The organism is Pseudomonas sp. FP2300, from assembly GCF_030687595.1.
Lineage (GTDB): Bacteria > Pseudomonadota > Gammaproteobacteria > Pseudomonadales > Pseudomonadaceae > Aquipseudomonas > Aquipseudomonas bijieensis.
In genome coordinates this window covers 1,957,918-1,984,426 of sequence record NZ_CP117440.1, presented here as the reverse complement: position 1 = coordinate 1,984,426, position 26,509 = coordinate 1,957,918, and the positions used below count along the sequence as shown (strand labels likewise).

25 protein-coding genes are annotated in these 26,509 nt (G+C 60.4%); 14 read left to right on the top strand and 11 right to left on the bottom strand.

Annotated features, from left to right (window positions below):
• Positions 1-120: 120 nt before the first annotated feature.
• Both PSH86_RS08800 and PSH86_RS08795 read right to left on the bottom strand, forming a co-directional pair.
• Entirely contained in the window at positions 121-930 is an 810-nt protein-coding gene (locus PSH86_RS08800; protein WP_305489243.1) for an MOSC domain-containing protein, read from the bottom strand.
• Positions 931-1,001: 71 nt separating this feature from the next.
• Positions 1,002-1,925 (bottom strand): chemotaxis protein CheV, encoded by a 924-nt coding sequence (locus PSH86_RS08795; protein WP_039588994.1) that lies wholly within the window; start codon positions 1,923-1,925, stop codon positions 1,002-1,004.
• Between the two features lie 481 nt (positions 1,926-2,406).
• Between PSH86_RS08795 and PSH86_RS08790 the strand changes: the two genes are divergently transcribed.
• From PSH86_RS08790 to PSH86_RS08780, 3 genes are all read left to right on the top strand, one after another.
• Positions 2,407-2,877, top strand: coding sequence for a hypothetical protein (locus PSH86_RS08790; protein ID WP_109751477.1), 471 nt, complete (start codon positions 2,407-2,409; stop codon positions 2,875-2,877).
• A gap of 233 nt (positions 2,878-3,110) precedes the next feature.
• Positions 3,111-4,004 carry a sensor histidine kinase gene (locus PSH86_RS08785; protein WP_116831797.1) on the top strand — a complete coding sequence of 298 codons (894 nt, stop codon included), beginning with the start codon at positions 3,111-3,113 and terminating at the stop codon, positions 4,002-4,004.
• Positions 4,001-4,660 (top strand): response regulator transcription factor, encoded by a 660-nt coding sequence (locus PSH86_RS08780; protein ID WP_116831796.1) that lies wholly within the window; start codon positions 4,001-4,003, stop codon positions 4,658-4,660. The genes PSH86_RS08785 and PSH86_RS08780 overlap by 4 nt, the downstream gene beginning before the upstream one ends.
• On the opposite strand, the gene yegS is transcribed toward PSH86_RS08780, so the two are convergent.
• Positions 4,644-5,561 carry a lipid kinase YegS gene (gene yegS / locus PSH86_RS08775; RefSeq protein WP_109751474.1) on the bottom strand — a complete coding sequence of 306 codons (918 nt, stop codon included), beginning with the start codon at positions 5,559-5,561 and terminating at the stop codon, positions 4,644-4,646. The two genes, PSH86_RS08780 and yegS, sit on opposite strands and share 17 nt — an antisense overlap.
• Before the next feature lie 346 nt (positions 5,562-5,907).
• Here yegS and PSH86_RS08770 point away from each other — a divergent pair, with 346 nt between their 5' ends.
• Positions 5,908-6,216 carry a hypothetical protein gene (locus PSH86_RS08770; protein WP_232200418.1) on the top strand — a complete coding sequence of 103 codons (309 nt, stop codon included), beginning with the start codon at positions 5,908-5,910 and terminating at the stop codon, positions 6,214-6,216.
• Between the two features lie 48 nt (positions 6,217-6,264).
• Here the strand turns inward: PSH86_RS08770 and glp are convergent, their stop codons facing one another.
• Positions 6,265-7,452 (bottom strand): gephyrin-like molybdotransferase Glp, encoded by a 1,188-nt coding sequence (gene glp / locus PSH86_RS08765; RefSeq protein ID WP_162893898.1) that lies wholly within the window; start codon positions 7,450-7,452, stop codon positions 6,265-6,267.
• 22 nt (positions 7,453-7,474) lie between these two features.
• A complete protein-coding gene (moaB, locus tag PSH86_RS08760) occupies positions 7,475-8,014 on the bottom strand; it encodes a molybdenum cofactor biosynthesis protein B (protein ID WP_109751472.1) in 540 nt (179 codons plus the stop codon).
• A 78-nt stretch (positions 8,015-8,092) separates the two neighbouring features.
• Here moaB and mobA point away from each other — a divergent pair, with 78 nt between their 5' ends.
• Together mobA and PSH86_RS08750 are read left to right on the top strand one after the other, a co-directional pair.
• Positions 8,093-8,695 (top strand): molybdenum cofactor guanylyltransferase MobA, encoded by a 603-nt coding sequence (gene mobA / locus PSH86_RS08755; protein ID WP_109751471.1) that lies wholly within the window; start codon positions 8,093-8,095, stop codon positions 8,693-8,695.
• 75 nt (positions 8,696-8,770) lie between these two features.
• The gene (locus PSH86_RS08750) at positions 8,771-8,992 is read left to right on the top strand and encodes a YgdI/YgdR family lipoprotein (RefSeq protein WP_092197592.1); all 222 of its coding nucleotides are present in this window, start codon (positions 8,771-8,773) and stop codon (positions 8,990-8,992) included.
• Positions 8,993-9,828: 836 nt separating this feature from the next.
• On the opposite strand, the gene PSH86_RS08745 is transcribed toward PSH86_RS08750, so the two are convergent.
• The 3 genes from PSH86_RS08745 to PSH86_RS08735 form a co-directional block, all read right to left on the bottom strand.
• The gene (locus PSH86_RS08745) at positions 9,829-10,719 is read right to left on the bottom strand and encodes a pseudouridine synthase (RefSeq protein WP_305489236.1); all 891 of its coding nucleotides are present in this window, start codon (positions 10,717-10,719) and stop codon (positions 9,829-9,831) included.
• 73 nt (positions 10,720-10,792) lie between these two features.
• The gene (locus PSH86_RS08740; RefSeq protein ID WP_116831793.1) at positions 10,793-11,113 is read right to left on the bottom strand and encodes a transcriptional regulator; all 321 of its coding nucleotides are present in this window, start codon (positions 11,111-11,113) and stop codon (positions 10,793-10,795) included.
• Positions 11,114-11,205: 92 nt separating this feature from the next.
• Positions 11,206-11,442, bottom strand: coding sequence for a glutaredoxin family protein (locus PSH86_RS08735; RefSeq protein WP_109751468.1), 237 nt, complete (start codon positions 11,440-11,442; stop codon positions 11,206-11,208).
• Positions 11,443-11,631: 189 nt separating this feature from the next.
• On the opposite strand from PSH86_RS08735, the gene PSH86_RS08730 reads away from it, so the two are divergent.
• A complete protein-coding gene (locus tag PSH86_RS08730; protein ID WP_109751467.1) occupies positions 11,632-13,344 on the top strand; it encodes a monovalent cation:proton antiporter-2 (CPA2) family protein in 1,713 nt (570 codons plus the stop codon).
• Positions 13,345-13,376: 32 nt separating this feature from the next.
• Here PSH86_RS08730 and PSH86_RS08725 read toward each other — a convergent pair whose 3' ends face one another.
• On the bottom strand, positions 13,377-14,585 hold the full coding sequence (locus PSH86_RS08725; RefSeq protein WP_109751466.1) for an ammonium transporter: 1,209 nt from the start codon (positions 14,583-14,585) through the stop codon (positions 13,377-13,379).
• A gap of 339 nt (positions 14,586-14,924) precedes the next feature.
• Between PSH86_RS08725 and PSH86_RS08720 the strand changes: the two genes are divergently transcribed.
• From PSH86_RS08720 to PSH86_RS08690, 7 genes are all read left to right on the top strand, one after another.
• Positions 14,925-15,239, top strand: coding sequence for a YqjD family protein (locus PSH86_RS08720; RefSeq protein ID WP_092166820.1), 315 nt, complete (start codon positions 14,925-14,927; stop codon positions 15,237-15,239).
• Between the two features lie 2 nt (positions 15,240-15,241).
• On the top strand, positions 15,242-15,631 hold the full coding sequence (locus PSH86_RS08715) for a phage holin family protein (RefSeq protein WP_024618372.1): 390 nt from the start codon (positions 15,242-15,244) through the stop codon (positions 15,629-15,631).
• Positions 15,628-15,954: a hypothetical protein gene (locus tag PSH86_RS08710; RefSeq protein WP_109751465.1), complete on the top strand. Its 327-nt coding sequence runs from the start codon at positions 15,628-15,630 to the stop codon at positions 15,952-15,954. Before PSH86_RS08715 ends, PSH86_RS08710 begins: the two co-directional genes overlap by 4 nt.
• A 123-nt stretch (positions 15,955-16,077) precedes the next feature.
• A complete protein-coding gene (locus PSH86_RS08705) occupies positions 16,078-17,406 on the top strand; it encodes a deoxyguanosinetriphosphate triphosphohydrolase (protein ID WP_109751464.1) in 1,329 nt (442 codons plus the stop codon).
• 386 nt (positions 17,407-17,792) lie between these two features.
• Entirely contained in the window at positions 17,793-18,419 is a 627-nt protein-coding gene (locus PSH86_RS08700; protein WP_014337291.1) for a response regulator transcription factor, read from the top strand.
• A 9-nt stretch (positions 18,420-18,428) separates the two neighbouring features.
• Positions 18,429-22,049 carry a transporter substrate-binding domain-containing protein gene (locus tag PSH86_RS08695; RefSeq protein WP_116831790.1) on the top strand — a complete coding sequence of 1,207 codons (3,621 nt, stop codon included), beginning with the start codon at positions 18,429-18,431 and terminating at the stop codon, positions 22,047-22,049.
• Between the two features lie 117 nt (positions 22,050-22,166).
• Positions 22,167-25,115, top strand: a complete 2,949-nt coding sequence (locus tag PSH86_RS08690; protein ID WP_305489225.1) for an HD domain-containing phosphohydrolase — start codon at positions 22,167-22,169, stop codon at positions 25,113-25,115.
• Here the strand turns inward: PSH86_RS08690 and PSH86_RS08685 are convergent, their stop codons facing one another.
• Together PSH86_RS08685 and PSH86_RS08680 are read right to left on the bottom strand one after the other, a co-directional pair.
• Positions 25,116-25,598 carry a GAF domain-containing protein gene (locus PSH86_RS08685; protein WP_109751460.1) on the bottom strand — a complete coding sequence of 161 codons (483 nt, stop codon included), beginning with the start codon at positions 25,596-25,598 and terminating at the stop codon, positions 25,116-25,118.
• On the bottom strand, positions 25,595-26,485 hold the full coding sequence (locus PSH86_RS08680) for an ATP-binding protein (protein ID WP_109751459.1): 891 nt from the start codon (positions 26,483-26,485) through the stop codon (positions 25,595-25,597). The genes PSH86_RS08685 and PSH86_RS08680 overlap by 4 nt, the downstream gene beginning before the upstream one ends.
• Positions 26,486-26,509 lie beyond the last annotated feature (24 nt).

The window sequence follows — 26,509 nt, the reverse complement described above, 5'->3', positions numbered from 1 at the left end:
TCGGCAGATAACCCTGCGGCGAGGGGATTTATCCCCTCGCCACAAAAGCCCTGGCATGGCATCGGGGTAATGAAAAATGCCCGTGTCCAACGACACGGGCATTTTTGTTCACGGATTTTTTTATTCGAGCACTTCAACCGGCATGCCGACTTCAAGCCGACCGTCGCTGTCGTTGACCAGGTTCTGGCCGAACATCGCACCGTCCGGTGTCGAACGGTATCGCTGCAACGCGGCAAAGGGTTCGCGATTCGGATCGCGCTCGCCGGTCTGCGGATCGACCGTGGTCATGATGCAACGCGAACATGGCTTGACCAGGCGGAATTCCACCTCGCCGATACGAATACGCTTCCAGCCGTCCTCGGCAAACGCCTCGCTGCCCTCGACCACCAGGTTGGGACGAAAGCGCAACATTTCCAGCGGGCGACCGACCCGGCTCGACAGGTCCTGCAAGGACGCCTGACCAATCAGCAGCAGCGGGAAACCATCGGCAAAGGCGACCTTGTCGTCATCCTTGCCATAACCGGCTGCCGTGGTGCGCGCCAGTTCCACAGGCACGTGCACCAACCGGGTAGGATTGCCGATGAACTCGCTGACCCAGGCCGCAGCCTCGTCACCGGCATCCGGCACACGCAAAGTGTCACGCCAGATGATCACCCCGCGCCGCTGCTCCTCCAGGACCGGCGGCAGCGGCACATCGATGGCCTCATGGCCCGGCGCACTGAGCGTCAGGCCGCCGGCCTCGTTCCACAGGGCCGAAAGCTGGCTCATCTTCGCCACGGCGCGCTGGGTCAGGAAACGACCGGTGCCCTCATCCACCAGCATCCAGCGCCGGTCACCGTCCAGCCCGAGCTTGTCCAGGCCAATCCCTTGCAAGGGCTGGCCCTTGCCGGACTTCAACGGATACCGATACAGCGCGCTCAGCCGCAACATGGTCAACTTCCCTGGTGGCGAAAAAATGCCACCTTATACGAGCCGGCCATTGAAGCAAACCACCATCAGCTTCAGTCGAGCATCAGCCGCTGACGCACCACATCGACCAGCTTGTCCGGCTGGAATTTGGAGAGGAAATTGTCGCAACCGACCTTCTTGACCATCGAATCGTTGAAGCTGCCGGACAGCGAGGTGTGCAGTACCACATAGAGCCCACGCAAGCGCGGATCGTTGCGGATTTCGGTGGTCAGGCGGTAGCCGTCCATTTCCGGCATTTCCGCATCGGTGAAGATCATCAGCAATTTATCGGTCATCACCTCGCCACTATCGGCCCAGGCCTTGAGCATGTTCAGCGCTTTCAGGCCGTCGCTGGCGATGTGCATCTTCACGCCCAGCTGACCCAAGGTATCGCGCAGTTGTGAGAGCGCGACGTTGGAGTCATCCACCAGCAACACTTCGCGGCCACGAGCGCGCTCCAGCACCGGGTCTTCGAGTTTGTCCCGGGAGACCTTGGCGTTGTATGGCACGATTTCGGCCAGGACTTTTTCCACGTCGATGATTTCCACCAACTGATCGTCCACCTTGCTGATGGCCGTCAGGTAGTGCTCGCGACCAGCGCTGGTCGGCGGTGGCAGGATGGCTTCCCAGTTCATGTTGACGATGCGGTCGACACCGCCCACCAGGAACGCCTGAACCGAGCGGTTGTATTCGGTCACGATAATGGTGCTGTTCGGACCCGGCACCAGCGGGCGCATGCCAATGGCCTGGGACAGGTCGATCACAGGCAACGTCTGGCCCCGTAGATTGACCACACCGCACACGAACGGGTGACGCTGCGGCATGAGGGTCAGCTTGGGCAGTTGCAGGACTTCCTGGACCTTGAACACGTTAATGGCGAACAACTGTCGACCCGCGAGGCGGAACATGAGAATTTCCAGGCGATTCTCACCCACCAGTTGGGTTCGCTGATCTACTGTGTCGAGAATGCCGGCCATCGATGACTCCTGGGCTTGTTCGGTTGAATCCAATAAAAGAGATATCGGCTGCACGAACCGAATCTTGACCCCGGATAAAATACGAGCGAGGGGCATTGATGTCACATTAACATCATGCTTTACTGGCTTCATGATTTTCACCTGCAATTTCCCCTGCCGCGCGACCCTGGTTCGCGTGCAAAGTTCCCTTGTCTAAGGGATTCCCCTAGGCACAATCAGGTCCAACCTGATATTCCCGTTATCCAATAGCCATTAATGTGACGCCATTCTCATTGCTGAACGGAGTCAGGCTTTTGTGCGCGACCACAGGACATCGGACTTGCAGCCTCTCGGCCGATCCCGCCCGTGCAATCGTTAGCGAATTTGCCTTCGCTGAACGGCCCGGGCATGTCGCCGTGCGTCCGTTCGCGGTCGTCCTTGAGATCCAGCCGTTCGCCATACGCGGTTTTCTTTCGCCTGACATGATGTTGTGGAGATAAGCATGCCGAACGATCGTAGAAACTGGAGTCAGCGTCTTCCCGAGCTTCTGATCGAGGCCGAGACGCTGTTGGCCAAGTCGGAGGAATGCCTGAGCCATCTGCAATTGATCAACAACGACAAGGATGCCATCGATTGCATGCTCAGCACCTTGCTGAAACTCTCGAACAAGGCCAATGCCCTGGCGCTGGAAGCCGTTTCGGAGTTTTCGCTGCACATCCATGGCTTGCTCAGCCACGCGCAGAACCACATGCAGTTGCATGACCAGGCCCTGGATGCCCTGAAGGATTGCCTCACCCTGATGGCCTGGCAATTGGAACTGGTCGATCACACCACCGGCCAGCTGAGCCTGGACAGCAGCGAACAGATCTCGTTGATCGAGGCATTTGCCTTCCAGGTAGGCCAGAGTCCTGGCCAGGCATTGGCAGCGTCACGTCCGCTGGCGTTGGTACCCTACTCCCAGAAACAAGCCTGATACGATGATGCCGGCTCAATGCGGAGTGCCTGGTCCATAGCGCTTTCGTCGCGCCATGCCGAACGCGACCAACGAAATGTGAAGTGGTACTATCTCCCGCGTCAGCCACTTCAAGACAGCGCCGTAAAAGCCGCCAACCGAAGCAGCCCTCGACCTGAAACGTTTACCCGACCCGGCCTGTCAGATGCGCTGACCGGCCAGCCCGCAGCGAACATTCATTGGCTCCATCCGCTATGCACGCCAGCCTCAAGTCATTTATCACCTGGCCTCCCTCCCGAGAAAACGCCCGTCGCTTCACATTATTATTGTGCATCTGCTCGACCCTCGGCTGCCTGTTGACCTACCTGTACGCCCATACGGTGCCGTTGAGCTTGCTGGCATTGAATGTCGCGGCAATGACCTGTGTCTGGATCCACCATCGATTGTCGCGCAAATCCATCAAGTTCCAGCCGCAGGAACTGGCCGAGCGGTTGCTCGAGGTCCAGGAAAACGAGCGTCATCGGCTCAGCCGCGAACTGCACGACGACATTGGCCAGTTGCTGACTGCGGCGAAACTGCAAGGCGAATGGCTCAAGCGCCGGATGCCGGAAGAATTGCAGGGCCAGTGCGCGCTCCTGTGCGAGACCCTGGACGAAACCCTCAACAAGGTCCGCGATGTATCGGCGATCCTCAACCCCAGGGAACTGGCCAGCCTCGGGCTTGAAGCCAGCCTGCGGGCGCATTTGCTCAAGACCCTGGCCAATGCCCCGGTAAAATGGAGCCTCGATTGCCAACAGCGCATGACAGGCATCCCCGAGGAGATGTCGGTCGCGGTGTTCCGGATCACCCAGGAGGCGGTCACCAACATCTTGCGCCATGCCCGGGCGACGAATCTGCTGGTACGCTTGCAACGCCTGCCCGACGGCCTGACCCTGCTGATCAGCGACGACGGCCAGGGGTTTGTCCCGGCCACCCACCCCGCTCGCGAAGGTCAACGGGGCATGGCCGGCATGTCGGAGCGGGTCGAACAATTGGGCGGTACCCTCAAGATCATCAGCGAAGCCGGCAAAGGCACGCACATCGAAGCACGCTTTCCCTGGGCGCCGCGTGCCCTGGAGCGAGCCAGTAAGAATAAGGTTCTCCTTTGATTTGTAATTTGCTTCTGGTAGATGACCACTCCCTGATCAGGGCTGGCGTACGTGCGCTGGTCACGGACATCCCGGGCTATGCCGTCATCGGCGAAGCCAATGACGGCACGCAATTGGTGGAATTGGTAGAACGGCTGAACCCCGACATCGTGCTGCTGGACATTTCCATGAAGGACACCAGCGGCCTGGATGCCTTGCAACAGCTCAAGCGGGTGCGTCCCCATAGCAAGGTGCTGATCCTGTCCATGCATACGGATCCAGCACTGATCATGCAGGCGCTGGAATCCGGAGCCCATGGCTACCTGCTCAAGGACACCAGCGCCAATGAGCTCAAACACGCCCTGGAGGCGCTGCGCAACAATGAACGCTACCTGAGCCCGGCCATCGCCCATACCGTGATCAACCAGGCACTGATCCGCGTCCAGAAGCAGCAGCCGGACCCTGCCCAGGCCCATAACCTGACCGCACGCCAACTGGAAATATTGCGGCTGATCGTGCGCGGCAAGTCCACCCGGGAAATTGCCAACGGCCTGAACCTGAGCATCAAGACCGTCGAAACCCACCGGGCGCAAATCATGAAGCGCCTGCAGATCCACGACGTGGCCGGACTTGTGCTGTTCGCCGTGCGCGAAAAAATCATCAGCCTGGACGATTGAGCGCCGCCGCAGCGCCCAACAGCGGCGAATCGGACGGCAAGTGCACGCGCAGTGCCTTCGGGCGGACAGTGAAACGCAGGGTGTCCACCTGCAACGGCTCACCATCGAGATTGATATCCAGGCCTTGGGCGACCTTGATCTCCACCCATGGCAAGCGTGCGCGGACAAACATGTTATCGATGCCCAGGCCTCCCGCCAGCAAGTCCTTCAACGTACTGACCACTTCCTGAGGCGCCGGCAGGATGCTGATGTCCAGCAACCCATCATCGGCCAAGGCCTGCGGGCACAGCACATGACCTCCCCCCGCCTGCCGGCCATTGCCGATACCCAGCGCGAGCAAATCGCCTCGCCAGTGAAAATCGGGACCCTGCAACTCGCCATAGGCGGCACTCAGCTCACTGAATCGCGATAGGCCGGTGAACAGGTAGGCCGCGCCCCCCAGAACTTTCTTGAGGTCCTCGGAGGTGTTCGCCGTCACCTGGCTGCCGAAACCGCCGGTGGCCATGTTCAGGAAAATCCGGCCGCAGACTTCACCCACATCCACGGCCTGCGGCGCAACGTCGAGCAAATCCAGGGCCTGCGCAGGCTCCAACGGAACACCGGCGGCCCGGGCAAAATCGTTGGCAGTACCCAACGGCAGCAGTACCAGGCTGGCATCGCTCGACTTGAGGACGATCGCTTCGGCGATATCACGCAAGGTTCCATCACCGCCGCCGGCGATCAGTCGCGTGTAACCGGCCCGCAGCGCCTCATCGACGCATCGTTGGGCATCACCGGCCTCCCAGGTCAACCGTACCGCCAGGTCCCAGCCCTGCTCGCGCTTGAGCATCACGGCCGTGCGAACCTCTTCGTTGAGCGCTTGCTTGCCATGCAAAATCAACAGTGCCTTGCCTTTGCTCATCGTTGTCTCCGTCATTGGAAGGTTCAGGAAATGGGACCGCTCATTTGACCGAAAAAGTCTCGGTGCACCTCAATTTATTAAAAAGGGCAGGAGGTTTGCCCCAGGAGAGAACCCGTTGGGCCGCTCGCCTGATCGGTACGCCTTGATTCGAAGAGTTTTCTTACAAGACCTGGCGAATCAGCTCAATTGACCCTCTAGCGGTATTGAGACACCTTGGCCCTCTGTTTTGCTGGAACGCTAAAACCTCATCACACAAGGAAGCACTTACCCATGGATGGATACATCACGGCTCGCCGGGGTCGGCTCAGTCGTTCGAACAGTTATGGCCAAAGGGATGAACCGTCCCATGCATAACCGTGAATACAAGCTGCTGCCCCGGCAGCGCGCGCCCTTTGAGGGCGGGCAGGCCGATACTCGAAACGAATGCAAAAGTTGCAGTAATCCCGTTGGAGGAATTGATTTGGAACCGCGCGTCGTTGAGCTGGAAACCCACCTCAAATACATCCGCAAAGACATGGATGAAATTCGCACCGATGTAAAGGTGATCCGCCACAGGCTGGCCTATTCGGCTGGCGCCGCAGCGGTGGTGCTCGGCCTGTTGGGCTGGATTGCCAACAATCGATTCGATCAACTGGTGATGCTGCTCACGCGCTGAAGGTGAGGTGCATGAAGGCCCGGGTACCCGACTCGGGCCGGAGAACAGCTAACCCAGGACTTCGCTCAAGGGAATGAAACCCACTTCATCGCCCTCAACCAGCGTCCGCCCCTCGAGCACTTCGACCAGCCCCTCGGCCCAGGCCGCGCTGCGTAGGACACCCGAGCTTTGATTGCGGTAGATGATCGCTCGACCATTCTCCATGCGACCGCGCAAATACTCTCGTCGACTGCCCGCCTTCGGCCAGGCGAAACCGGCCGGCACCTTGAACTTGAGCGGCGCCACCGACTGGACGCCTTGGCGCCTTAGCAGGTAGGGCCTTGCCAACAGCGCGAAAGTCACGAGGGTCGAGGCAGGGTTTCCAGGCAGGCCTATGACTGGCACGCCACGGTAATGCCCGAACGTCAGCGGCTTACCCGGCTTGATAGCGAGCTTCCAAAGCGCCAGCTCGCCGTCCTCGCGCAAGGCGATGCCCAGGAAGTCCGCCTCGCCCACCGATACCCCGCCGGTGGACAGGATCAGATCGACATCTGACAACTGTGCCAGGCGCTCACGGGTGGCCGATAAATCGTCGGGGAGGATACCCGCGTCAACCACTTCACAGCCCAGGTGTTGCAGCCAGCCACACAGCAGCACGCGGTTGCTGTTATAGATCTGGCCTGGGCCCAGCGCCTGACCGGGTTCGACCAGTTCATCCCCCGTGGACAGGACCGCAACGCGGACCTTGCGCACCACTTCCAGCGTTGCACAGCCCAAGGATGCCGCCAGCCCCAGCTCGATCGGCCCCAAGCGAGTGCCGGCAGCAAGAACCTGCTCCCCAACGGTAGCCTCCTGTCCCTGGGGGCGAATGTTCTGTCCGCTGACCATGGGCTCGGTAAACCGCACGCGCTGGTCGCTTTCAACCACGGCGTTTTCCTGCATCTCGACGCAATCGGCGCCGGCCGGGACTGGCGCCCCCGTGAAGATCCGCGCACACGTGCCAGCGGCCAGCGGTTCCGGTGCCTGCCCGGCAAAAACCCGCTGGCTGACCCTCAACGGCTCGCCATTCCAGTCAGCCAGCCGCAAGGCATAGCCGTCCATGGCGCTGTTGGGCCATGGCGGCAAATCAAGGGTCGACACCAGGTCCTCAGCCAGCACTCGCCCTAGCGCTGCGGCCAAAGGCAAATGCTCGCGCTGGACAATCGGTGTGGCCGCCGCCATCTCCAGCAGCCGCTCCAACGCAACCTCAACGGCCATCAAGGCACCGCCCTTGCCCGGTTTAGCCACGGGATTCACACGGATCTGCCTGTTTCAAATGAGCCACGAAATTGCACGGCCGATGCCGCACATCCAGCTGTTCAGCCAGAATGCCATCCCATCCGGTACGCACCGCGTTGGTCGAACCCGGCAGGCAACATACCAGCGTGCCATTGGCCAGGCCTGCCAGCGCGCGGGACTGCACGGTGGAAGTGCCGATGTCAGCCACGGATATCTGCCGGAACAACTCGCCGAAGCCATCGACCTGCTTGTCCAGCAGGCAGGTGACGGCTTCCGGCGTGCTGTCACGCCCCGTGAAGCCGGTGCCGCCAGTGATCAGCACCACCTGCACCACGTCCTCGGCAATCCAGGTCGCGACTTGCGCACGGATCTTGTACAAATCATCTTTGAGCAGGACCCGCGCTGCCAGGTTGTGGCCGGCCGCCGTGAGCCGATCGACGAAGACCTGCCCGGACGTATCGGTTTCCAGGGTACGGGTATCACTGACAGTCAGCACCGCGATATTGAGCGGCACGAAAGGTACATCAGCCTTGGCTTTCATAGGCTCGTCCAGTTGTGGAGGAAACAGCCCGGTGTTATATCACAGCGCTTCATTTTTTCGCCCGTGCGGAGACACGCCATGACCTCGAACACGCCACTGCCCTCCTGCTCCATCCTGCTCTTGGCGGGCGGACGCGGACAACGCATGGGCGGCCAGGACAAAGGCCTGGTGCACTGGCAGGGCGAACCGCTGATAGCCCATCTCCATCGCCAGACCCGCGCCATGAGCGACGACCTGATCATCTCTTGCAACCGCAATAGGCAACATTATGCGATGTATGCCGATCAGTTGGTGCATGACGAGGAAGGCGACTTCCCCGGGCCGCTGGCGGGCATCCGGGCAGGCCTCAAGGCAGCGAAGCATCCATATTTGCTGGTGCTGCCATGCGACGTACCGCAAATCGACTCAAGCCTGCTCGACAACATGCGCAAGATGGCCAGCCAACACCCCGACAAACCACTGATGGTGCGGCACGGCGAGCACTGGGAGCCGCTGCTGTGCGTCATTCCGTTGGTCCTGGCAGGAAGCTTCGAACACGCCTGGAGCGAAGGCGAACGCAGCCCCGGCCGAATCATGCGCGCACTCCACGCCGTTGCATTGCAATGCCCGGCCGACGATCCCCGGCTGGCCAACCTGAACACGCCGGAGTTACTGGCCCAACATAAAGGCGTGTCAGATTGACACTAGCCAGGAACTTGCGCGCGATGTATACGTCTGAAGGTCAGTAACTTGAAGAATCCATTTCGGAGAAACACCATGATACAACGGACCCTCGCCACGTTCATGCTCGCTCTGGGCCTCGCCACCCTTGCCGGGTGCGCATCGCCAACAGTGATCACCTTGAATGACGGTCGCGAAATCCAGGCCGTCGATACTCCACATTACGATGAAGAAAGCGGCTTCTACGAATTTGAGCAACTGGATGGCAAGCAGACTCGTGTGAACAAGGATCAGGTTCGTACCGTTAAGGATTTGTAATCTGTAACGTTGCTGCCCGATGTTGCTGGAAAAACCGGCGCTTCCTGAAGAGGGAAGCGCCGGTTTTTTTTGGGGCTTGGGGCTTGGGGCTTGGGTGTATATCCGTTGCTGCGGTAACGGCCACTTAGGGTTCCGCCCTTACGGCGGCTCACTTTTGAAGAGCGCAAAAGTAAGCAAAACGCTTTTGCCCCACCACTCGGTGCCTCGCTTAGGCTCGGCATGCCTGAACGAAGGCATTGCTCCGTGGGCCGCCGCGAAGGGCCATCCATGGCCCAGCGCGGCTAACCCGGCATCCATGCCGGGTTGCCCACTGCGCAATACCTTCGTTCAGCCAGCGTGGTTAACGGGGCGCCGAGATCAACGTCCACCGCGAGGCGGCCTAACAGCCGACCTGGCTCTTGGTGAGACCGCGTTTCTCCTGTGGGAGCGAGCCTGCTCGCGATGGCGGTGGTTCAGTCACAGGGATGTTGGGTTTGCTCGCGATAGCGGCGGCTCAGCCACATAGATGCCGGCATGTGCCCCGCTCTTGCTCTTGCTTTGGATCTTGATCTTGAGGCCCCGTTAAACCACGCTGGCCGAACGCAGGCATTGTGGAGTGGGCATCCCGGCATGGATGCCGGGTTAGCCGCGCTGGGCCATGGACGGCCCTTCGCGGCGGGCCCACGGAGCAATGCCGGAGTGAGGGCATGCCGAGCCTTAGCGAGGCACCGAGTGGTGGGGCAAAGCGTTTTTGGTTACTTTTGGCGCTCTTCCAAAAGTGACCCGCCGTAAGGGCGGAACCATAAGCCGCCGTTACCTAAATAACGGATATACACACCATACCCTGAACAAAAAAACTACCACTGCAACGAAATACCGCTCTCGAACACCCGCTCCTGCCCCGTAACCGGATCAACGAAACGCAACCCCTGAGCCAGCAGCTTAAGCGGATTAGCGTAATCATCCTCAACATCCCGAAGCACATCAGGATAAAACGGATCGTTGCAAATCCCCGCCCCAAGGGCATTCATGTGAACCCGCAACTGATGCTTCTTGCCCGTAACCGGATACAAGCCATACCGCCACAGCTCGCCATTGCGCTCCAGCACTTCGATGGCCGTTTCGGTATTGGGCTCGCCCGGCCCTTCCTGCATCCGGAAGAACGGCTCGCCATCGATCATCCGGCTTTTATGCACCCGGGGAAAGGTCAACCCGGGCAATGCACGGGCAATGGCCTGGTAGCGTTTCTCGATCTGCCGCGTCGGGAATAACGACTGATAGGCCGAACGTGTGTGCGGGTTGGCCGAAAACAACACCAGCCCGGCCGTATGCCGGTCGATGCGGTGCAAGGGCACCAGATGCGGATTGTCCAGCCGCCGGATCAATCGCCGCAACAAGGTTTGCTCGACGTATTCGCCCGCCGGGGTGACAGGCAGAAAATGCGGTTTGTCTGCCACCACCAAGTGCTCGTCGACATACAGGATCGACTCCACCACCGGGATCGGCTTCTCGTCGGGCACTTCACGGAAGTAGTGAATGCGCAGGCCTTCGCGGTACGGCAAATCGACAGGGATGGCCTTGCCCTCCCCATCCAATACCCGGCCCCGGGCGATCCGCTCCAACCACTGCTCGCGACTGATGGCGCTGAAATGCTCGCACAGGCACTCCAACACCGTCGACCAGGAACCGGGCGGCAGATACAGCGTACTGGCCTGATGATGAGCGGCGGAAAACGATGGACCGGACATTGAAAACTCTTAGGCATTTTTTGCAGGGCGGCATTATCCGACAGTCGCACCAGCCAGCCCAGCGATGATTGCTTTACGCCGTGACTGACGTCGATTTTGCCGCCGCTTCGGTGAACTCCTTCAACCAGCGCAGCACCTCCACCGGCTCCCAGCGACCTGGATCGTACAGCGCGTAGAGCAAGCCCTGGTAACCCACCACATCCAATTGTTTGTGATAGCCGGCGCGCTGGAACAACGCTTCGATCTCGGCAAAACAGGTGTTGAAATGCAGCTTATTGAACGGCGTCTTGCCTTCGGTCACCAGGCCATCCAGGCGCAGTTCCAGGACTGCCTCACGCACAACGTCCGCAGACATCCTGTTTACACTGCTTTTCAGTTGTTCGACATTGACCAAGGGGGAACACTCCAGATAGCTGTATGCACATACAGTAACCGAAGCACGCTAGTTTCGCCAACCGCCGTATCAGGAACTGACGGACGAACCGCTCAACGGAGGAAGGTCACGATCTGTTCGGCCTCAAAGGGCCATTCCAGCTCGGCACCGGTATCCAGCCTGCGCAGCACGGGGATACGCAGCGCATAATCGTCCACCCAGTCTTCACGCTCCGAAATGTCTACCAGCTCCACCAACAATCCATGTTCGACGAAAGGCATCAGCACCCCTTCTGCAACTTCACATAAATGACACCCCAGGGTGCCGAACAGCTGGCATTCAGGAAGCATGGTGGGTAGACCCAAAAAAGATAGACGGTCATTCTAGGCCCGCCCCGGGAAACCGTCGAGTCGCTGGCTCGCTCCAGGGTGTTTCGGTAAAACGCTGATGCAAATCACTGAACACAAATGCTTTTCCAGCGACGCTTGGCGCATTTTCCCCTCTACGCTGTAGGTTGTAGCCTTGAAACGGAGTTCCCCTTGTTTGCCAATCTGCTGATCATCCTTGCCTCGTCCCTGGTGGTCATCGCCTTGTTCAGGCGGCTGCGCCTGCCACCCGTGCTGGGTTATCTCTGCGTCGGGTTGGCGGTCGGGCCTACCGCGCTGGACTGGGTGAACGACAGCGAAGAATTGCCAGACCTGGCCGAGCTCGGGGTGGTGTTCCTGCTGTTCTCGCTGGGGCTGGAGTTTTCCCTGTCGAAAATGCTCGAACTGCGTCGGGTCGTGTTCGGCCTGGGCAGCCTGCAGGTGCTGTGCTCGGGAGCGGTCCTGGCGGGATTGCTGGCATTGTGTGGCGCGCCGGTGATCGCCGCGTTGCTGCTCGGCGCAGGCCTGGCGTTGTCCTCCACTGCTATCGTCAGCAAGGAATTGACCAGCCTGGGAGAGATCTTCAGCAGCCACGGCCAGAACGCCATCGGCGTGTTGTTGTTCCAGGACGTTGTCGCGGTGCTGTTGTTGACCTTGGTGCCGGTATTCGCTGGCAGCAGCGAGCACCCGTGGTACTGGGCGCTGCCCTTGACCCTGGGCAAGACCCTGGTTTTGTTCGGTGGCCTGCTGCTGACCAGTCGGCTGCTGTTGCCCAGGCTGTTCCATGAGGTGGCTGCGTCCCGGTCCGCCGAACTGTTCGTGCTGCTTGCCCTGGTAATCGTGTTGCTGACGGCGTGGCTGACCCATCTGCTCGGTTTGTCGCCGGCCCTGGGGGCTTTCCTGGCGGGCATGTTGCTGGGGGAAAGCCACTATCGGCATCAGATCGAAGCTGACATACGCCCGTTTCGCGACATCCTGCTGGGGCTGTTCTTCGTCAGCATCGGCATGCTGATCGACCTGCAGCTGTTCCTCGATGACGGCTTGTTGATCCTGGGTTTGACCCTCGGCTTGATGCTCATCAAGGGCTGCGTGGTCGCCGCCCTGGTGAAATGGCGCGGCAGCGACGGTGAAACGGCCTGGCGCAGCGGCCTGGCCCTGGCCCAAGGTGGTGAGTTCTGCTTTGCCCTGATGGCACAGATGCAGCAAAACCGCCTCATGCCCGCCGACATCAGCGGCCTGCTGCTGGCCGCGACATTCTGCTCGATGCTACTGACCCCGCTGTTGCTGCGCGCGGCACCACGCATCGCTGCGCGCCTGCATCGCAAACCCAACGAAGAAGCACAACTGGACCAGATCAGCGCACTCAATGCCGGCTTGTCGGGTCACGTAGTCATTTGCGGCTACGGTCGCGTCGGCCAGTCCATCGGGCGCTTCCTGCGCCGCGAAGGCCAGGCGTTCGTCGCCCTGGATGACGACCCGGTGATCATCCAGGAAGCCACCGTCGGGGAAAACTGCGTGCATTATGGAGATTCGCGACGAAGTGACCTGCTTGCGGCCGTTGGCTTGAGCCGCGCCAGGTTGCTGGTGATCGCGGTGGACAAGACCGACATCGCTATCACCGTGCTCAAGGCGGCTCGACAGGTCAACCACCAGATACCCATCCTGGTGCGTACCCGTGACGACAGCCAACTGGCCGAGTTGCAGGCTGCCGGGGCCAGCGAAGTGGTCCCGGAACTGTTGGAGTCGAGCCTGATGCTGGCCTCCCACGCCCTGATCATGCTGGGCCTGCCCGAGCAACAGGTCCGGCATCATGTGGATCAGGTGCGTCACGACCGTTACCGTCTGCTCCATGGCTTTTATCCCGGTAACCAGGACAAGGAGCCTTAGTGGCCTGTGTGGTTAGTTCGTTAGTGCGACGATCAGTCCTGGCTGACCGCGCCGATCTTGTGAATCGACAGGTCGGCGCCGTAATACTCTTCTTCCTGGGTCAGGCGCAGCCCCAGCACAGCCTTGATCACCCCATAGACCGCAAAGCCTCCGGCCAGGGCGACGACAACACCCAGCACCGTGCCGAACAACTGGCTGATCAGGCTGACCCCACCCAGGCCACCCAGGGCAGTCTGGCCAAAGATGCCACAGGCAATACCGCCCCAGACCCCGCACAATCCGTGCAATGGCCAGACGCCGAGCACATCGTCGATCTTCCACTTGCCCTGGGCCGCAGTGAAGCACCAGACAAACAAGGCACCGGCAATGGCACCGGTGGCCAGCGCACCGACCGGGTGCATCAGGTCGGAACCGGCACAGACGGCCACCAACCCGGCCAGCGGGCCGTTGTGCAGGAAACCTGGGTCATTGCGCCCGACAATCAATGCCGCCACGGTACCGCCCACCATGGCCATCAACGAATTGACTGCCACCAGCCCGCTCACCCCGGGCAAGGTCTGGGCGCTCATCACGTTGAAACCGAACCAGCCGACAATCAGGATCCACGAACCCAAGGCCAGGAATGGAATGCTCGAAGGCGCGAATGCCACCAGGCGACCGTCCCGGTAGCGGCCGTTACGCGGCCCCAGCAAGAGCACGGCAGCCAGCGCCAGCCAGCCGCCCATGGCATGCACCACCACGGAGCCGGCGAAGTCATGGAAACTGGCGCCGAACCGGGCTTGCAGCCAGGCTTGCAGACCCAAATTGCCGTTCCAGACCAAGCCTTCGAAAAACGGATAGACAAACGCCACGATCAGCACCGTAGCACACAACTGCGGTGCGAACCGCGCACGCTCGGCAATACCGCCGGAGATGATGGCTGGGATCGCGGCGGCAAAGGTCAGCAGGAAGAAGAACTTCACCAGGCTGTAGCCATGATCGGTACTGAGCGCCGCCGCCGGTTGCAGGAAAGTCACACCGTAGGAAATCCAATAGCCTATGAAGAAATAGGCCAGGGTCGAGACCGCGAAATCGCTGAGGATTTTCGACAGCGCATTGACTTGGTTCTTTTGTCGGACCGTTCCCACTTCAAGGAACGCAAAGCCGGCATGCATGGCCAGAACCATGACTGCGCCAAGCAGGATGAACAGCGTGTTGGAGCTGTGGACCAGACTGTCCACGGCACTTTGCATATTTTCCATGGTATTGGCAGACCTGAAAAAGTTGAAAAAAGCACCAAACCGGCTCGCTCACCCCGCAAGCGCACCAAGTTGAAACAGCTCATCTGCCGAACGCAGGCCGATGAACCGCTTTGGTGCGCAAGAACGGGAAAAACGAAATCCCGCCTGGAGGTGCTTCGCGGGTTTTGATTATTTGGGTTAAGGTTTTGCGGGCTTTCGCCCAGCTTCAGCGCACTGGCGCAGGCTGACGCACCAGTACATGGCAAAAGCCTGAGCAAAAGTTGTACCAGTCACTTGTACTGAACCTTCGCGCAAGGCTCATACTCGAACGTTTCAGACGTCACTTACGGAGATCCACCGATGGCCAGAACCCAGGCAAAGACTGCTCAAGAAATCCTGATGGAAGATTTCCAGACGCTGGTCAGCGACACGGAGCGGTTGCTCGATCACACCGCGACGCTGGCAGGCGATCAAGCCGATGCACTGCGCAGCCAGATCCACGAAACCCTCTTGCGCGCCCGCGAAACACTAAAGCTGACGGAAGATTCCATGCGTGAACGCGGCCAGGCTGCCGTGGTCGCCACCGAGGAATACGTACAGGCCAACCCTTGGCAATCGGTAGGCATTGCCGCGGGCGTTGGCTTTCTGATTGGTTTGCTGGCGACACGGCGCTGATGATGGGTATCGACGAATCCGGCTCGTCCGAAGCGGGCACCCAACCGACTGCACGCCGCCTCGGCGCGGCGTTTCTTGGCTTGTTGCACAGCCACGTCGAATTGTTCGGCATGGAGCTGCAGGAACAGAAGGCACGCACCGTCAGCCTCCTGCTGTTCGCCGGCCTGGCGCTGGTGTTCGGCTTGCTGCTGTTGGTCGGGCTTTCGGCGTTGGTACTGATCCTGGTATGGGACACCTATCGCCTGGCGGGCATTATCGGCCTGTGCCTGTTCTATCTGCTGGCGGCGCTGTTCTGCGGTCTGCGGCTCAAGGCAGCGATCTATGACGAGTCCTCCCCTTTCAACGCCACCCTCGAAGAATTGGCCAATGACCGGGAGCGCCTGCTGCCATGAGCCTGCCTGATATCCCTCAAGCCCGGACACGACAGGAAATGCGCAAGGCGCTGGTGCGTCTGCGCATGGAAATGCATCGCCAGGAAATCCGTCAGGAAACCCGCCAGTTGCTGCAACCCTTGCAGCGGGTGCGCGGCTTGACGCAAAGCTGGCACGAAGGTTTCGGCATCAAGCACGCGCCACTGTGGGGCGTGGCCGCAGTGACCTTACTCGGCTTCATCACCGGCAAACGCAGTCGCAGCGGCGGCTTGACCAGCCTGATCCGGTTGGCAACGACGCTGTTGCCGTTGATCAAGCTGGCCAAGAGTGTGCGCAAGCCCTGAGGCTCGCGCCACAGGGTTTTGTACTTGACCATCTTGCGCCCCTGCACAAGCCCTTGGACCTTGCAGGACGCCCCACGAACCGGGAAGCTAGGGCATCGACCTCATCACACGGAGTAACCGGCCTTGGATTGGCACACCCTGCTGACTCGCGAACGCCTCGGAAAACCGCTGCACAGTCCGCAAGAGCTGGGCCGCAGTCCCTTCCACAAGGACCACGACCGCATCATCTTTTCCGGCGCCTTCCGCCGTCTCGGACGCAAGACACAAGTGCATCCGGTCTCCAGCAACGACCACATCCACACACGCCTGACCCACTCCCTGGAAGTCAGTTGCGTCGGGCGTTCCCTGGGCATGCGCGTGGGAGAAACCATTCGCAGTGCCCTGCCTGACTGGTGTGAGCCCAGCGACCTGGGCATGGTCGTGCAATCGGCCTGCCTGGCCCACGACATCGGCAACCCACCGTTCGGTCATTCCGGCGAGGACGCTATTCGTTATTGGTTCCAGCAGGCCGCCGGCCGTGGTTGGCTTGATGCCATGAGCGAAGCCGAGCGCAACGACTTCCTCAACTTCGAAGGCAACGCCCAGGGATTCCGCGTCCTCACGCAGCTTGAATACCATCAGTTCGACGGCGGGACCCGGCTGACCTACGCCACCCTCGGCACCTATTTGAAATACCCCTGGACCGCCCGCCACGCCGACTCGCTGGGTTACAAGAAACACAAGTTCGGTTGCTACCAGAGCGAACTGCCGCTGTTGGAGCAGATTGCCCACAAGCTCGGCCTGCCACAGATCGAGGATCAACGCTGGGCGCGGCATCCCCTGGTGTACCTGATGGAAGCCGCCGATGACATCTGCTACGCGCTGATCGACCTGGAAGACGGCGTGGAGATGGATCTTCTGGAATACCCGCAGGTGGAGTCGCTGCTCCTGGACCTGGTGGGCGACGATCTTCCGGACACCTACCGGCAGCTTGGGCCACTGGATTCGCGGCGGCGCAAACTGGCGATCCTGCGGGGCAAGGCCATCGAACACCTGACCAACGCCGCCGCCCGGGCTTTTGTCGAACAGCAGGAAGCGCTGCTTGCCGGCACGCTGCCAGGGGATCTGGTGGAGCATATGCATGGCCCGGCAAAACGCTGCGTGTTGAATGCCAAGGACATGGCGCGGCGGAAAATTTTCCAGGACAAGCGCAAGACCCTGCATGAAATCGGCGCCTACACCACGCTGGAAATCCTGCTCAACGGATTCTGCGGAGCCGCCCTCGAACAGCACGGTGGCCGCACGCCTTCGTTCAAGAACCGTCGCATTCTCGACCTGCTGGGGAATAACGCGCCGGATCCCAACGGCCCCTTGCATGGCGCTTTCCTACGCATGATCGATTTCATCGCCGGGATGACCGACAGCTACGCCAGCGAAATGGCTCAGGAGATGACAGGCCGCACGCGCCAATAATAGGTGGGAGCGGGCTTGTTCGCGAAAGCGGCGGGTCAAGCTGCGACGATGTTGAATGAGCCTGCGCCTTCCCGAGCGAGCCCGCTTCCACAATGGCTTCATCGTACAAGTTCCACGGCATGAAACTTTCCACGCAATATTGAACAAATCCGTCACACTTGTTTGGATAAACATCCCGTCGAAAGAAATATCCTTTCACAAACGGCCAGTAACCCTCACCGTCTTATTTCAATCGCCTACTAAAAACCCGATTACATCGTAATATCTTGCCTCTTTTTTTGTAGGAAACTTCTGAAATTGAAGTTGCATGCCTGTCTCTTCGTACGGCCCGGGTGGTAAGTGGGCTAAGGTGCGCGCTTTATTCAAGTTCGCAGGGTAATTTATTCATGAACTCCGTTTTCATTGTCGACGATCATCCGGTCATCCGCCTCGCCGTTCGCATGCTTCTGGAGCATGAGGGCTATAAGGTCGTAGGAGAAACTGACAACGGCGTCGACGCGATGCAAATGGTGCGCGAATGCATGCCAGACCTGGTTATCCTGGACATCAGCATTCCCAAACTCGATGGACTGGAAATCCTGTCGCGCTTCAACGCCATGACGACTCCGCTCAAGACGCTGGTGCTCACGGCCCAGTCGCCGACGCTCTTCGGCATTCGATGCATGCAATCCGGTGCCTCTGGTTACGTTTGCAAACAAGAAGACCTCAGCGAACTTGTCAGCGCGATCAAAGCGGTATTGTCCGGCTATAACTATTTCCCCAGCCAGGCGCTGAATCCGGTGCGCCCGGATGATCCACGCAGTATCGAGCTGGACCTTTTCAAAAGTGTCAATGATCGGGAACTGATGGTGCTGCAACTTTTTGCACAGGGACGTACCAACAAGGAAATAGCCAAGGGAATGTTTCTCAGCAATAAGACCGTCAGTACTTATAAGAAACGGCTGATGCAGAAACTCAAGGTCAAGTCCCTGGTCGAGTTGATTGAAATGGCGAAGCGCAACGCGCTGGTGTGAGAAAAAAGGATGCTCAGACGCCTATCGGAATGCCTCTTGCTGATCAGCGCAGCGTTATATACGGGAGTACTCGCGGCGGCACCGGATACGCCCGAGCGATACACGCTGCTGGGTCGTTCCTCCATGACCCATACCGAGATCAAGCTCGATGATGTTCAGCGCGCCTGGCTACAGGATCGACAGAACCTGGTCCTGGGAACTTCCGCCCCGGATTACCCGCCCTTCGACCTCTCCACCAGTGGACGCGACTACGAGGGCCTGACCGCCGATTATGCCGATATCATCGCCAAGGCCACCGGCCTGCCCATCAGCGTCCTGCGCTTTGGTTCCCGCGAGGCGGCCATGGCCGCACTCATGGAGGGGCAAATCGATATGCTTGGCACCGCCAACGGTTTCGAAGCCCGCAACCCCGACATCGTGCTGTCGACGCCGTACGCCGTGGACCAACCTGTTCTCGTCACCCGAACGAATGAAAGCCGATCCCTGACCGACGATCTCGAGGGGTTGCGGCTGAGCATGGTCTATCACTACCTGCCACTACAGGAAATTGAAAAACTCTACCCCAAGGCACTCATCACCACCTACCCTTCCTACCAGAACGCCATCAACGCCGTCGCCTTCGGCCAGGCCGATGTATTTCTCGGCGATACCCTTTCCACCCATTACATGATCAACAATGGATACTTGGGCAATATCCGCATGGCCAGCTTCGGCAAGCATGAATCCCACGGGTTCGGGTTCGCCGTACGACGCAGCGATACCCGCTTGCTGGACGTCATCAACGCTACGTTGAACCAGGTCCCCATTGCCGAGCAGGCAGCCATCTCCAAGCGCTGGAGCGCAGGTAGCGACCTGTACCTCACGGACCACAGGATACAACTGACCGAACGCGAGCAACGCTGGCTGGCGAAGCATCCGGTGGTCCGGGTGGCGGTGAACGAAACGTCCGCACCCTTCACCTTCTTCGATTCTGACGGCGACTTTCGCGGCATCAGTGCCGATCTGCTGGAACTGATCCGGCTGCGCACCGGCCTGCGCCTGGACATCCAGCGCCGCCAGAACGACAGCGAAATGATTGCTGCGGTCCTGAACGATCAAGCCGACATGATCGCTGCACTGTTGCCCAGCAATGAACGACAACTCCAACTGAAATTCAGTCGCCCCTACATCACCAGTTCATTCGTCCTGCTGACCCGCAAACAGTCCGATACGCCCACGACACTCGATCAGTTCGGCCACGCAAGCCTGGCAATCGCCAAAGGCAACCCGGTCATTGAATGGTTACGCAACCAGTACCCGAGCATCCAAATCATCGAAACGGACGGCCCCTTGCGCGCCGTGGAAATGCTCGCCCATGGCCAGGTCGACGGCAGCGTGAACTCACAAGTGATGGCCAACTATTTCATCGCCTCCCACGTGTTGCGGGACAGGTTGCAAATCAGCAGCACGGTGGGCACCCAACAGGCCATGTTCGCTCTGGCCACGGCGAAAAACGCCACCGAGTTGAATGCCATTCTCGACAAGGCCCTGACCAGCATCGACCCCGACGAACTGGGCGTCATCAACAACCGTTGGCGCGGTTATGTCTCACCCTCGGAACACACCTGGCGCACCTACAACCGTCTGTTCTTCCAGATCGTCGCGGGCGTCGGCCTGTTGCTGCTGCTTTCCCTGGCGTGGAACGCCTACATGCAGCGCCAGATCAGGCAACGCCAGCGGGCGGAACTGGCCCTCAATGATCAACTCGAGTTCATGCATTCGCTGCTCAACGGCACCCCTCATCCCATCTACGTAAGGGATCGCAACGGCATCCTGCAAAGTTGCAACGACAGTTACCTGCAAGCGTTCGCCGCAAAACGCGAAGACGTCATTGGCAAGAGCCTGATGCCGGGCTCCATGAGCAACGCCTTCGAAGCGCAGGAGTACCAGGCGGACTACCAGCGCGTCATGGCCGAAGGCACCGCCCTGATCGTGGATCGTCCCCTGCACATCGGGGACAGGAAACTGACGATCTATCACTGGATCCTGCCCTACCGAAACTCCGCCGGCGAAGTGCAAGGCATCATCGGCGGCTGGATCGACATCAGTGAACGGCGCCAGCTGTTCGAGGAACTGCGCGCGTCCAAGCAACAGGCCGATGACGCCAACCGCGCCAAAAGCACGTTCCTGGCGACCATGAGCCATGAAATCCGCACCCCCATGAACGCGGTGATCGGCATGCTCGAACTGGCCCTCAAACACGCCGACAAGGGCCACGTCGACCGCTCGACCATCGAAGTCGCGTACGAGTCGGCCTCCGGCATGCTCGAGCTGATAGGCGATATCCTGGACATCGCGCGTATCGAATCAGGCCATCTGAGCCTGGCCCCCGAACGAGTCAACCTCAGGGCCCTGCTGCAATCGGTGATACGGGTATTCGAGGGCGTGGCCCGGCAGAAAAACCTGGCGTTGACGCTGCAATTCGACACTGCCGAGGGCAACCCTGACGTATTGATCGACCCGTTGCGATTCAAGCAGGTGCTGTCGAACCTGATCAGCAATGCCCTCAAATTCACCGAGCAGGGCCAGGTTCTGATCAAGGTCCGGCTGTCTCCAACCGACCGGGACGACGTGCTGCAAATGCACCTGGAGGTCAACGACAGCGGCATCGGCATCAGCCCGGCGGACCTGCAACGTTTGTTCGAGCCTTTTGCCCAGGTCGACAATAGCGGCCGGATGGCCCGTACGGGTGCGGGACTGGGGCTGGTGATCAGTCGCAACCTGTGCCGGATGATGGGCGGCAGCCTGCACATGAACAGCCAGCCCGGCACCGGAACCCAGGTCCGGATCTGCCTGCACCTGAACATCCTGGCGCCGACAAACGCTTGCGCTGCGCTTGAGCCGGCCATCGAAACGGCCGAAGCCGCCTTGAATGTGCTGGTCGTGGACGATCATCCGGCCAACCGCCTGCTGATGTCGCAGCAACTGGAGTATCTGGGTCACCACTACCAGGTCGCCTACGATGGTGCGCATGGGCTCAAGGTTTGGCGGGATGGGCATTTCGATCTGGTCATCGCCGATTGCAACATGCCCATCATGAGCGGCTACGATCTGGCCCGGTCGATTCGTCGCAGCGAGTCCGAGCAGCAACGGCCGCCCTGCACCGTCCTGGGCTTCACGGCCAATGCCCAACCGGAGGAAAAACAACGCTGCCAGGACGCTGGAATGGACGATTGCCTGTTCAAGCCGATCAGCCTGAGCGCCTTGAGCCAATGGATCAAGACGGTCAAACCCGCCGGCCACCCCGCGATTTTCAGCGTACAAAGCCTACAGGCATTGACTGGCGGCGACCCTTCGTCCAACCGGCGCCTGTTGGCCGAACTGCTCAGTAGCAGCCGCTCGGACCGCCAGGAATTGCTGGGCGTCGCCCACGGCACAAACCGGCAAGCATTGACTGAAACGGCACACAAGATAAAAGGCGTCGCCCGCATCGTCCAGGCGACCTCGCTGATCCAGCGGTGCGAGGCTTTGGAACAGGCTTGTCAGCAGGCACAGGCGCCTGAGCGAATCAGCGCTTGCGCCGACGCCCTCGACCGCGCCATGAGCGAACTGGAGCGGGCCCTGGAAACGGAGATCGCCAAGGCAAAATAATCCAGCGTTTACTATGCTGTTCGCTCAGCAGTGCGTACATGGGGGGGTTCTCGATCGGTTTCCCTTGCACGCGCAAACACCCATCGAGAACGCCCCCCGACACTTGGAGTGACTGCAATGCCCAGCGCACCGCGTCCGAAAAAACGCCGGTTCCCCCTGCACGTCCACATCAGCGTGATGTTTACCCTGCTTTTGCTGCTGACCGGGGTGGTGCTGGGTATTTTCAATTACCGGCAAACCACGCAAATCATCCTCTCCAGCAGTGAAAAACTGTTCAACCGCATTGAACAGGATGTGCGCCTGGATTTGTACGACACCTACGAACCGATCCGCCATCTGCTGAGCCTGCTGGCCGACTACCCGGCGACGCGCACGCCGCAGATGGCGCAACGCCTGGCCCTGCTCGTGCCCTTCAGCCAGGCACTGCGGGATAACCCGAACCTGGCGTCGTTGTACCTGGGCGATCGTCACGGCAACTTCCTGATGGTCCGGCCATTGCGCACCGCTGCCCTCAAAGCCGCCCTGCAGGCACCGGCCGAGGCGGCCTACCAGGTCTGGACCGTGGAACGGACAACCGAGCAGGCGCCGATACTCGCCCAATCACTGTTTTACGATGAAACCCTGACGCTCATCGAACGCCGGGACATTACCGGTGAAACCTACGACCCACGCAACCGCGGCTGGTTTCGCAGCGCCGTCGGCAGCACTGAGCAGATCACCACCGAGCCCTACGTTTTTTTCTCCATCCATAACGTCGGCACCACCCTCGCCCGGCGCAGCGGCGAACAGGCTGTCATTGGCGCCGACCTGACCCTGGCGGCCTTGTCCCAAACCCTGGCCAAGCACAAGGTGACCAGCGGCACCGAAATCGTCTTGCTCGACCCCAAGGGCAACGCAGTGGGTTATCCCGACAGCAGCCGGCTGCTCGTCGATGCCCAGTCGGCACGCCTGATCAAGGCTCGCGACCTCAGCCCCGCGATCGCCGCTGCGCTCGATGACAACACCGATGCGACGCGCCTGGAGGCGGCCGGACGCCAGTGGATCGTTTCTCGCAGCCATATGCAGGAAGGCGGGCCCCACGGCCTGGAACTGGCATTGCTGGTCCCTGAGGATGAGCTGCTGGCCAATGCCTATCGCATGCGCTGGCAAGGCGCGCTCATCACCCTCGCCACCTTGCTGCTGTGCCTGCCGCTGGGCTGGCTGACGTCCAGAATCCTGGTCAAGCCCTTGCGCGAACTGGTGCAGGAGGCCGATGCCATTCGCAGCTTTGATTTCAACTATCCGGTGTCCCGTCGTTCCCCGGTGCTGGAGGTCGATCAATTGAGCGTATCGATGGCGCGCATGAAAGAGACCTTGGCAAGTTTCTTTGAAATCACCGCCAGCCTGCGCGCCGAAACCCGCTTCGTCCCATTGCTGGAGCGGGTGTTATTTGAAACCGTGAAAATCGGCCAGGCCCAGGCCGGTCTGATCTACCTGCGCGAGAACGACGACAATCGGGTCAAGCCACATGGGCTGGTGATCGACGGCGCACCTCGGGATCTCGATGACTTCAAACTGCGCGGTCATGAGTTGCAAGCGGGCGACAGCCCTCAATGGCTCCAGCAACTGGCCGTCTCGGAAAATTTCGTGACATCCCTGGGCTTCGAGCAGGCGGGCGACTTGCAGGGCGTCCTGCGGGAACTGGACTCGCCGCGGGTCCACCTGATCGGTATCCGTCTGCGCAATCGGCACCAGGAAACCGTCGGCGTACTGGTATTGCTGATCACCGACAGTGGCACCGAAGCCGACCTGGAAAAACTGCAGCCCGACCGCATCGCCTTCCTGCAGGCCGTATCCGGTGCCGCCACCGTGAGCATCGAGAGCCAGCGCCTGCAAGCCAGGCAAAAGCAATTGCTGGACGCATTCATCCAATTGCTGGCCGGCGCGATCGATGCCAAGAGTCCCTATACCGGCGGCCATTGCCAGCGGGTGCCGGTGCTGACCCTGATGCTCGCCCAGGCCGCCGCCGCCAGCCAGGCACCGGCATTCGACACCTATCAGCCAACGGAAGATGAATGGGAAGCCCTGCACATCGCCGCCTGGCTGCACGATTGCGGCAAGGTCACTACCCCCGAATACGTCGTCGACAAAGCCACCAAGCTGGAAACCCTGAACGACCGGATCCACGAGATACGCACCCGTTTCGAAGTGCTCAAGCGCGATGCCTGGGTCGATTACTGGCAGGCCGTGGCAAGCGGCGGCGAGGCCTCATCCCTGGCGCAACGGCGCGACGCGACATTGGCGGCCCTGGATGACGACTTTGCCTTCGTCGCCCATTGCAACCAAGGCAGCGAAGCCATGGCCGAGGCAGACCTGCAACGCTTGCAACAGATTGCCCAACGCCCCTGGACCCGGACCCTCGACGATCGCCTGGGGGTTTCCTGGGAAGAGAACCGTCGCCAGGCCCGCACGCCCAAGCCGACACTACCAGTCACTGAGCCGCTGTTGGCGGACAAGCCCGAGCACCTGTTCGAGCGCCACGCGAGCGAACTGATCCCGGCGGACAATCCGTGGGGCTTCCAGCTCGACGTACCGGCCTGGAAATACAACCGCGGCGAACTCTACAACCTGAGCATCACCCGAGGCACGCTGACCCGCGAGGAGCGCTACGTCATCAACCATCACATGGTGCAGACGATCCTGATGCTCAGCCAGTTGCCCTTCCCCAGCCACCTGGAAAACGTGGCGGAGATAGCCGGCGGTCATCACGAGAAAATGGATGGCAGCGGTTATCCCAAGCGCCTCAAACGCGAAGAGATGAGCCTGCCGGCACGCATGATGGCCATTGCCGATATTTTCGAAGCGCTGACGGCGGCCGACCGCCCCTACAAGAAAGCGAAGAAACTGAGCGAAGCCCTGGGCATCATGGCCACCATGTGCCGTGACGCCCATATCGATCCCGAACTGTTCGGGCTCTTCATCGATGAAAAGGTCTACCTGAGCTACGCCAATCAGTTCCTCGACCCGCACCAGATCGATGAAGTCGACCCCGATGCCCTGCTGGTCAAGGCCGGGCTGAAGGCATGATCAGCAATCCGTCAGGCGCAGGAATATCGCAGCCAACGCTTCAATGCCAGCCTGGTCATGTTCGGTAAAGCGCGCCAGTTTCGGGCTGTCCAGGTCCAGCACGCCAATCAGGCGCCCGTCCTTGACCAACGGCACCACCAGCTCGCTGTTCGACGCACTGTCGCAGGCGATGTGCCCGGCGAAGGCATGGACATCTTCGACGCGCTGAGTCTGCCGGGTCGCTGCCGCCGTGCCACACACGCCGCGGCCAAAGGGAATCCGCACGCAGGCGATCTGGCCCTGGAACGGCCCCAGGACCAGCTCTTCGTTGCGATTGAGGTAGAAACCGGCCCAGTTCAGGTCGTCCAGCTGACTGGACAGGAAAGCCGAGAACTGCGCCGCGTTGGCGATGAAGTCACGCTCATCGGCCAGCAAGGATTCCAGCTGTGCCGATAACAACGCGTAGCCGTCCAGGCCAACTCCGGTGCCCTTCAAATCGATCATGCCTTGTGCTCCAACAATTTCAGGCCTACCCAATAACGGGCAAACTGGTAGGCGCAACGTCCGTTGCGGTTGCCGCGACCGGTTGCCCAACGCACCGCCAGCACATCCAGCGCTTCGTCGCGCTGCCAGGCCAGCCCGGCCTTGGTCGCCAGTTCGCCGATCCAGTGCTCCACCACGTTGAGGAAATGCTCCTGGGTAAAGGGATAAAACGACAGCCACAAGCCAAAGCGGTCGGACAAGGCGATCTTGTCCTCCACCGCTTCGCTGGGGTGAAGTTCGCCGTCGACCCGTTTCCAGTTCTCGTTGTCGCTTTCCTTTTCCGGCACCAGGTGCCGACGGTTGGAGGTGGCATACAACAGCACGTTGTCCGGTGCCTGCTCCAGGGATCCATCCAACACGCTCTTGAGCACCCGGTAATCGCCCTCACCGGATTCGAACGACAGGTCATCACAGAACAATACGAAACGCTGTGGCAGTTTCGCAACCTGCTCGACCACCCGGGGCAGATCGGCCAGGTGATCGCGTTCGATCTCGATCAACCGCAGGCCTTGCTGGGCATGTTCGGCCAACAGGGCACGCACCAGGGAAGACTTGCCGGTGCCACGCGAGCCCCAGAGCAAGGCATGGTTGGCGGGCATGCCATCGAGGAACTGCCGCGTGTTGCGGCCCAGTTGTTCGACCTGGCGGTCCACGCCGATCAGGTCCGACAGGCGCATGTCGAGGCTGACCTGCAGCGGCAGCAGATAGCCGCTACGTCCATCACGCTGCCAGCGGGCGGCCAGGGTCTGGGTCCAATCGATGGCGGGCCGGGGCGCCGGCAGCAAAGGCTCGATCCGGGCCAGCACGGCATCGGCACGCTCAAGAAAAGCATTCAATCGCGAGTCCACGTCTTTTCCTCGGACAGGTTCACA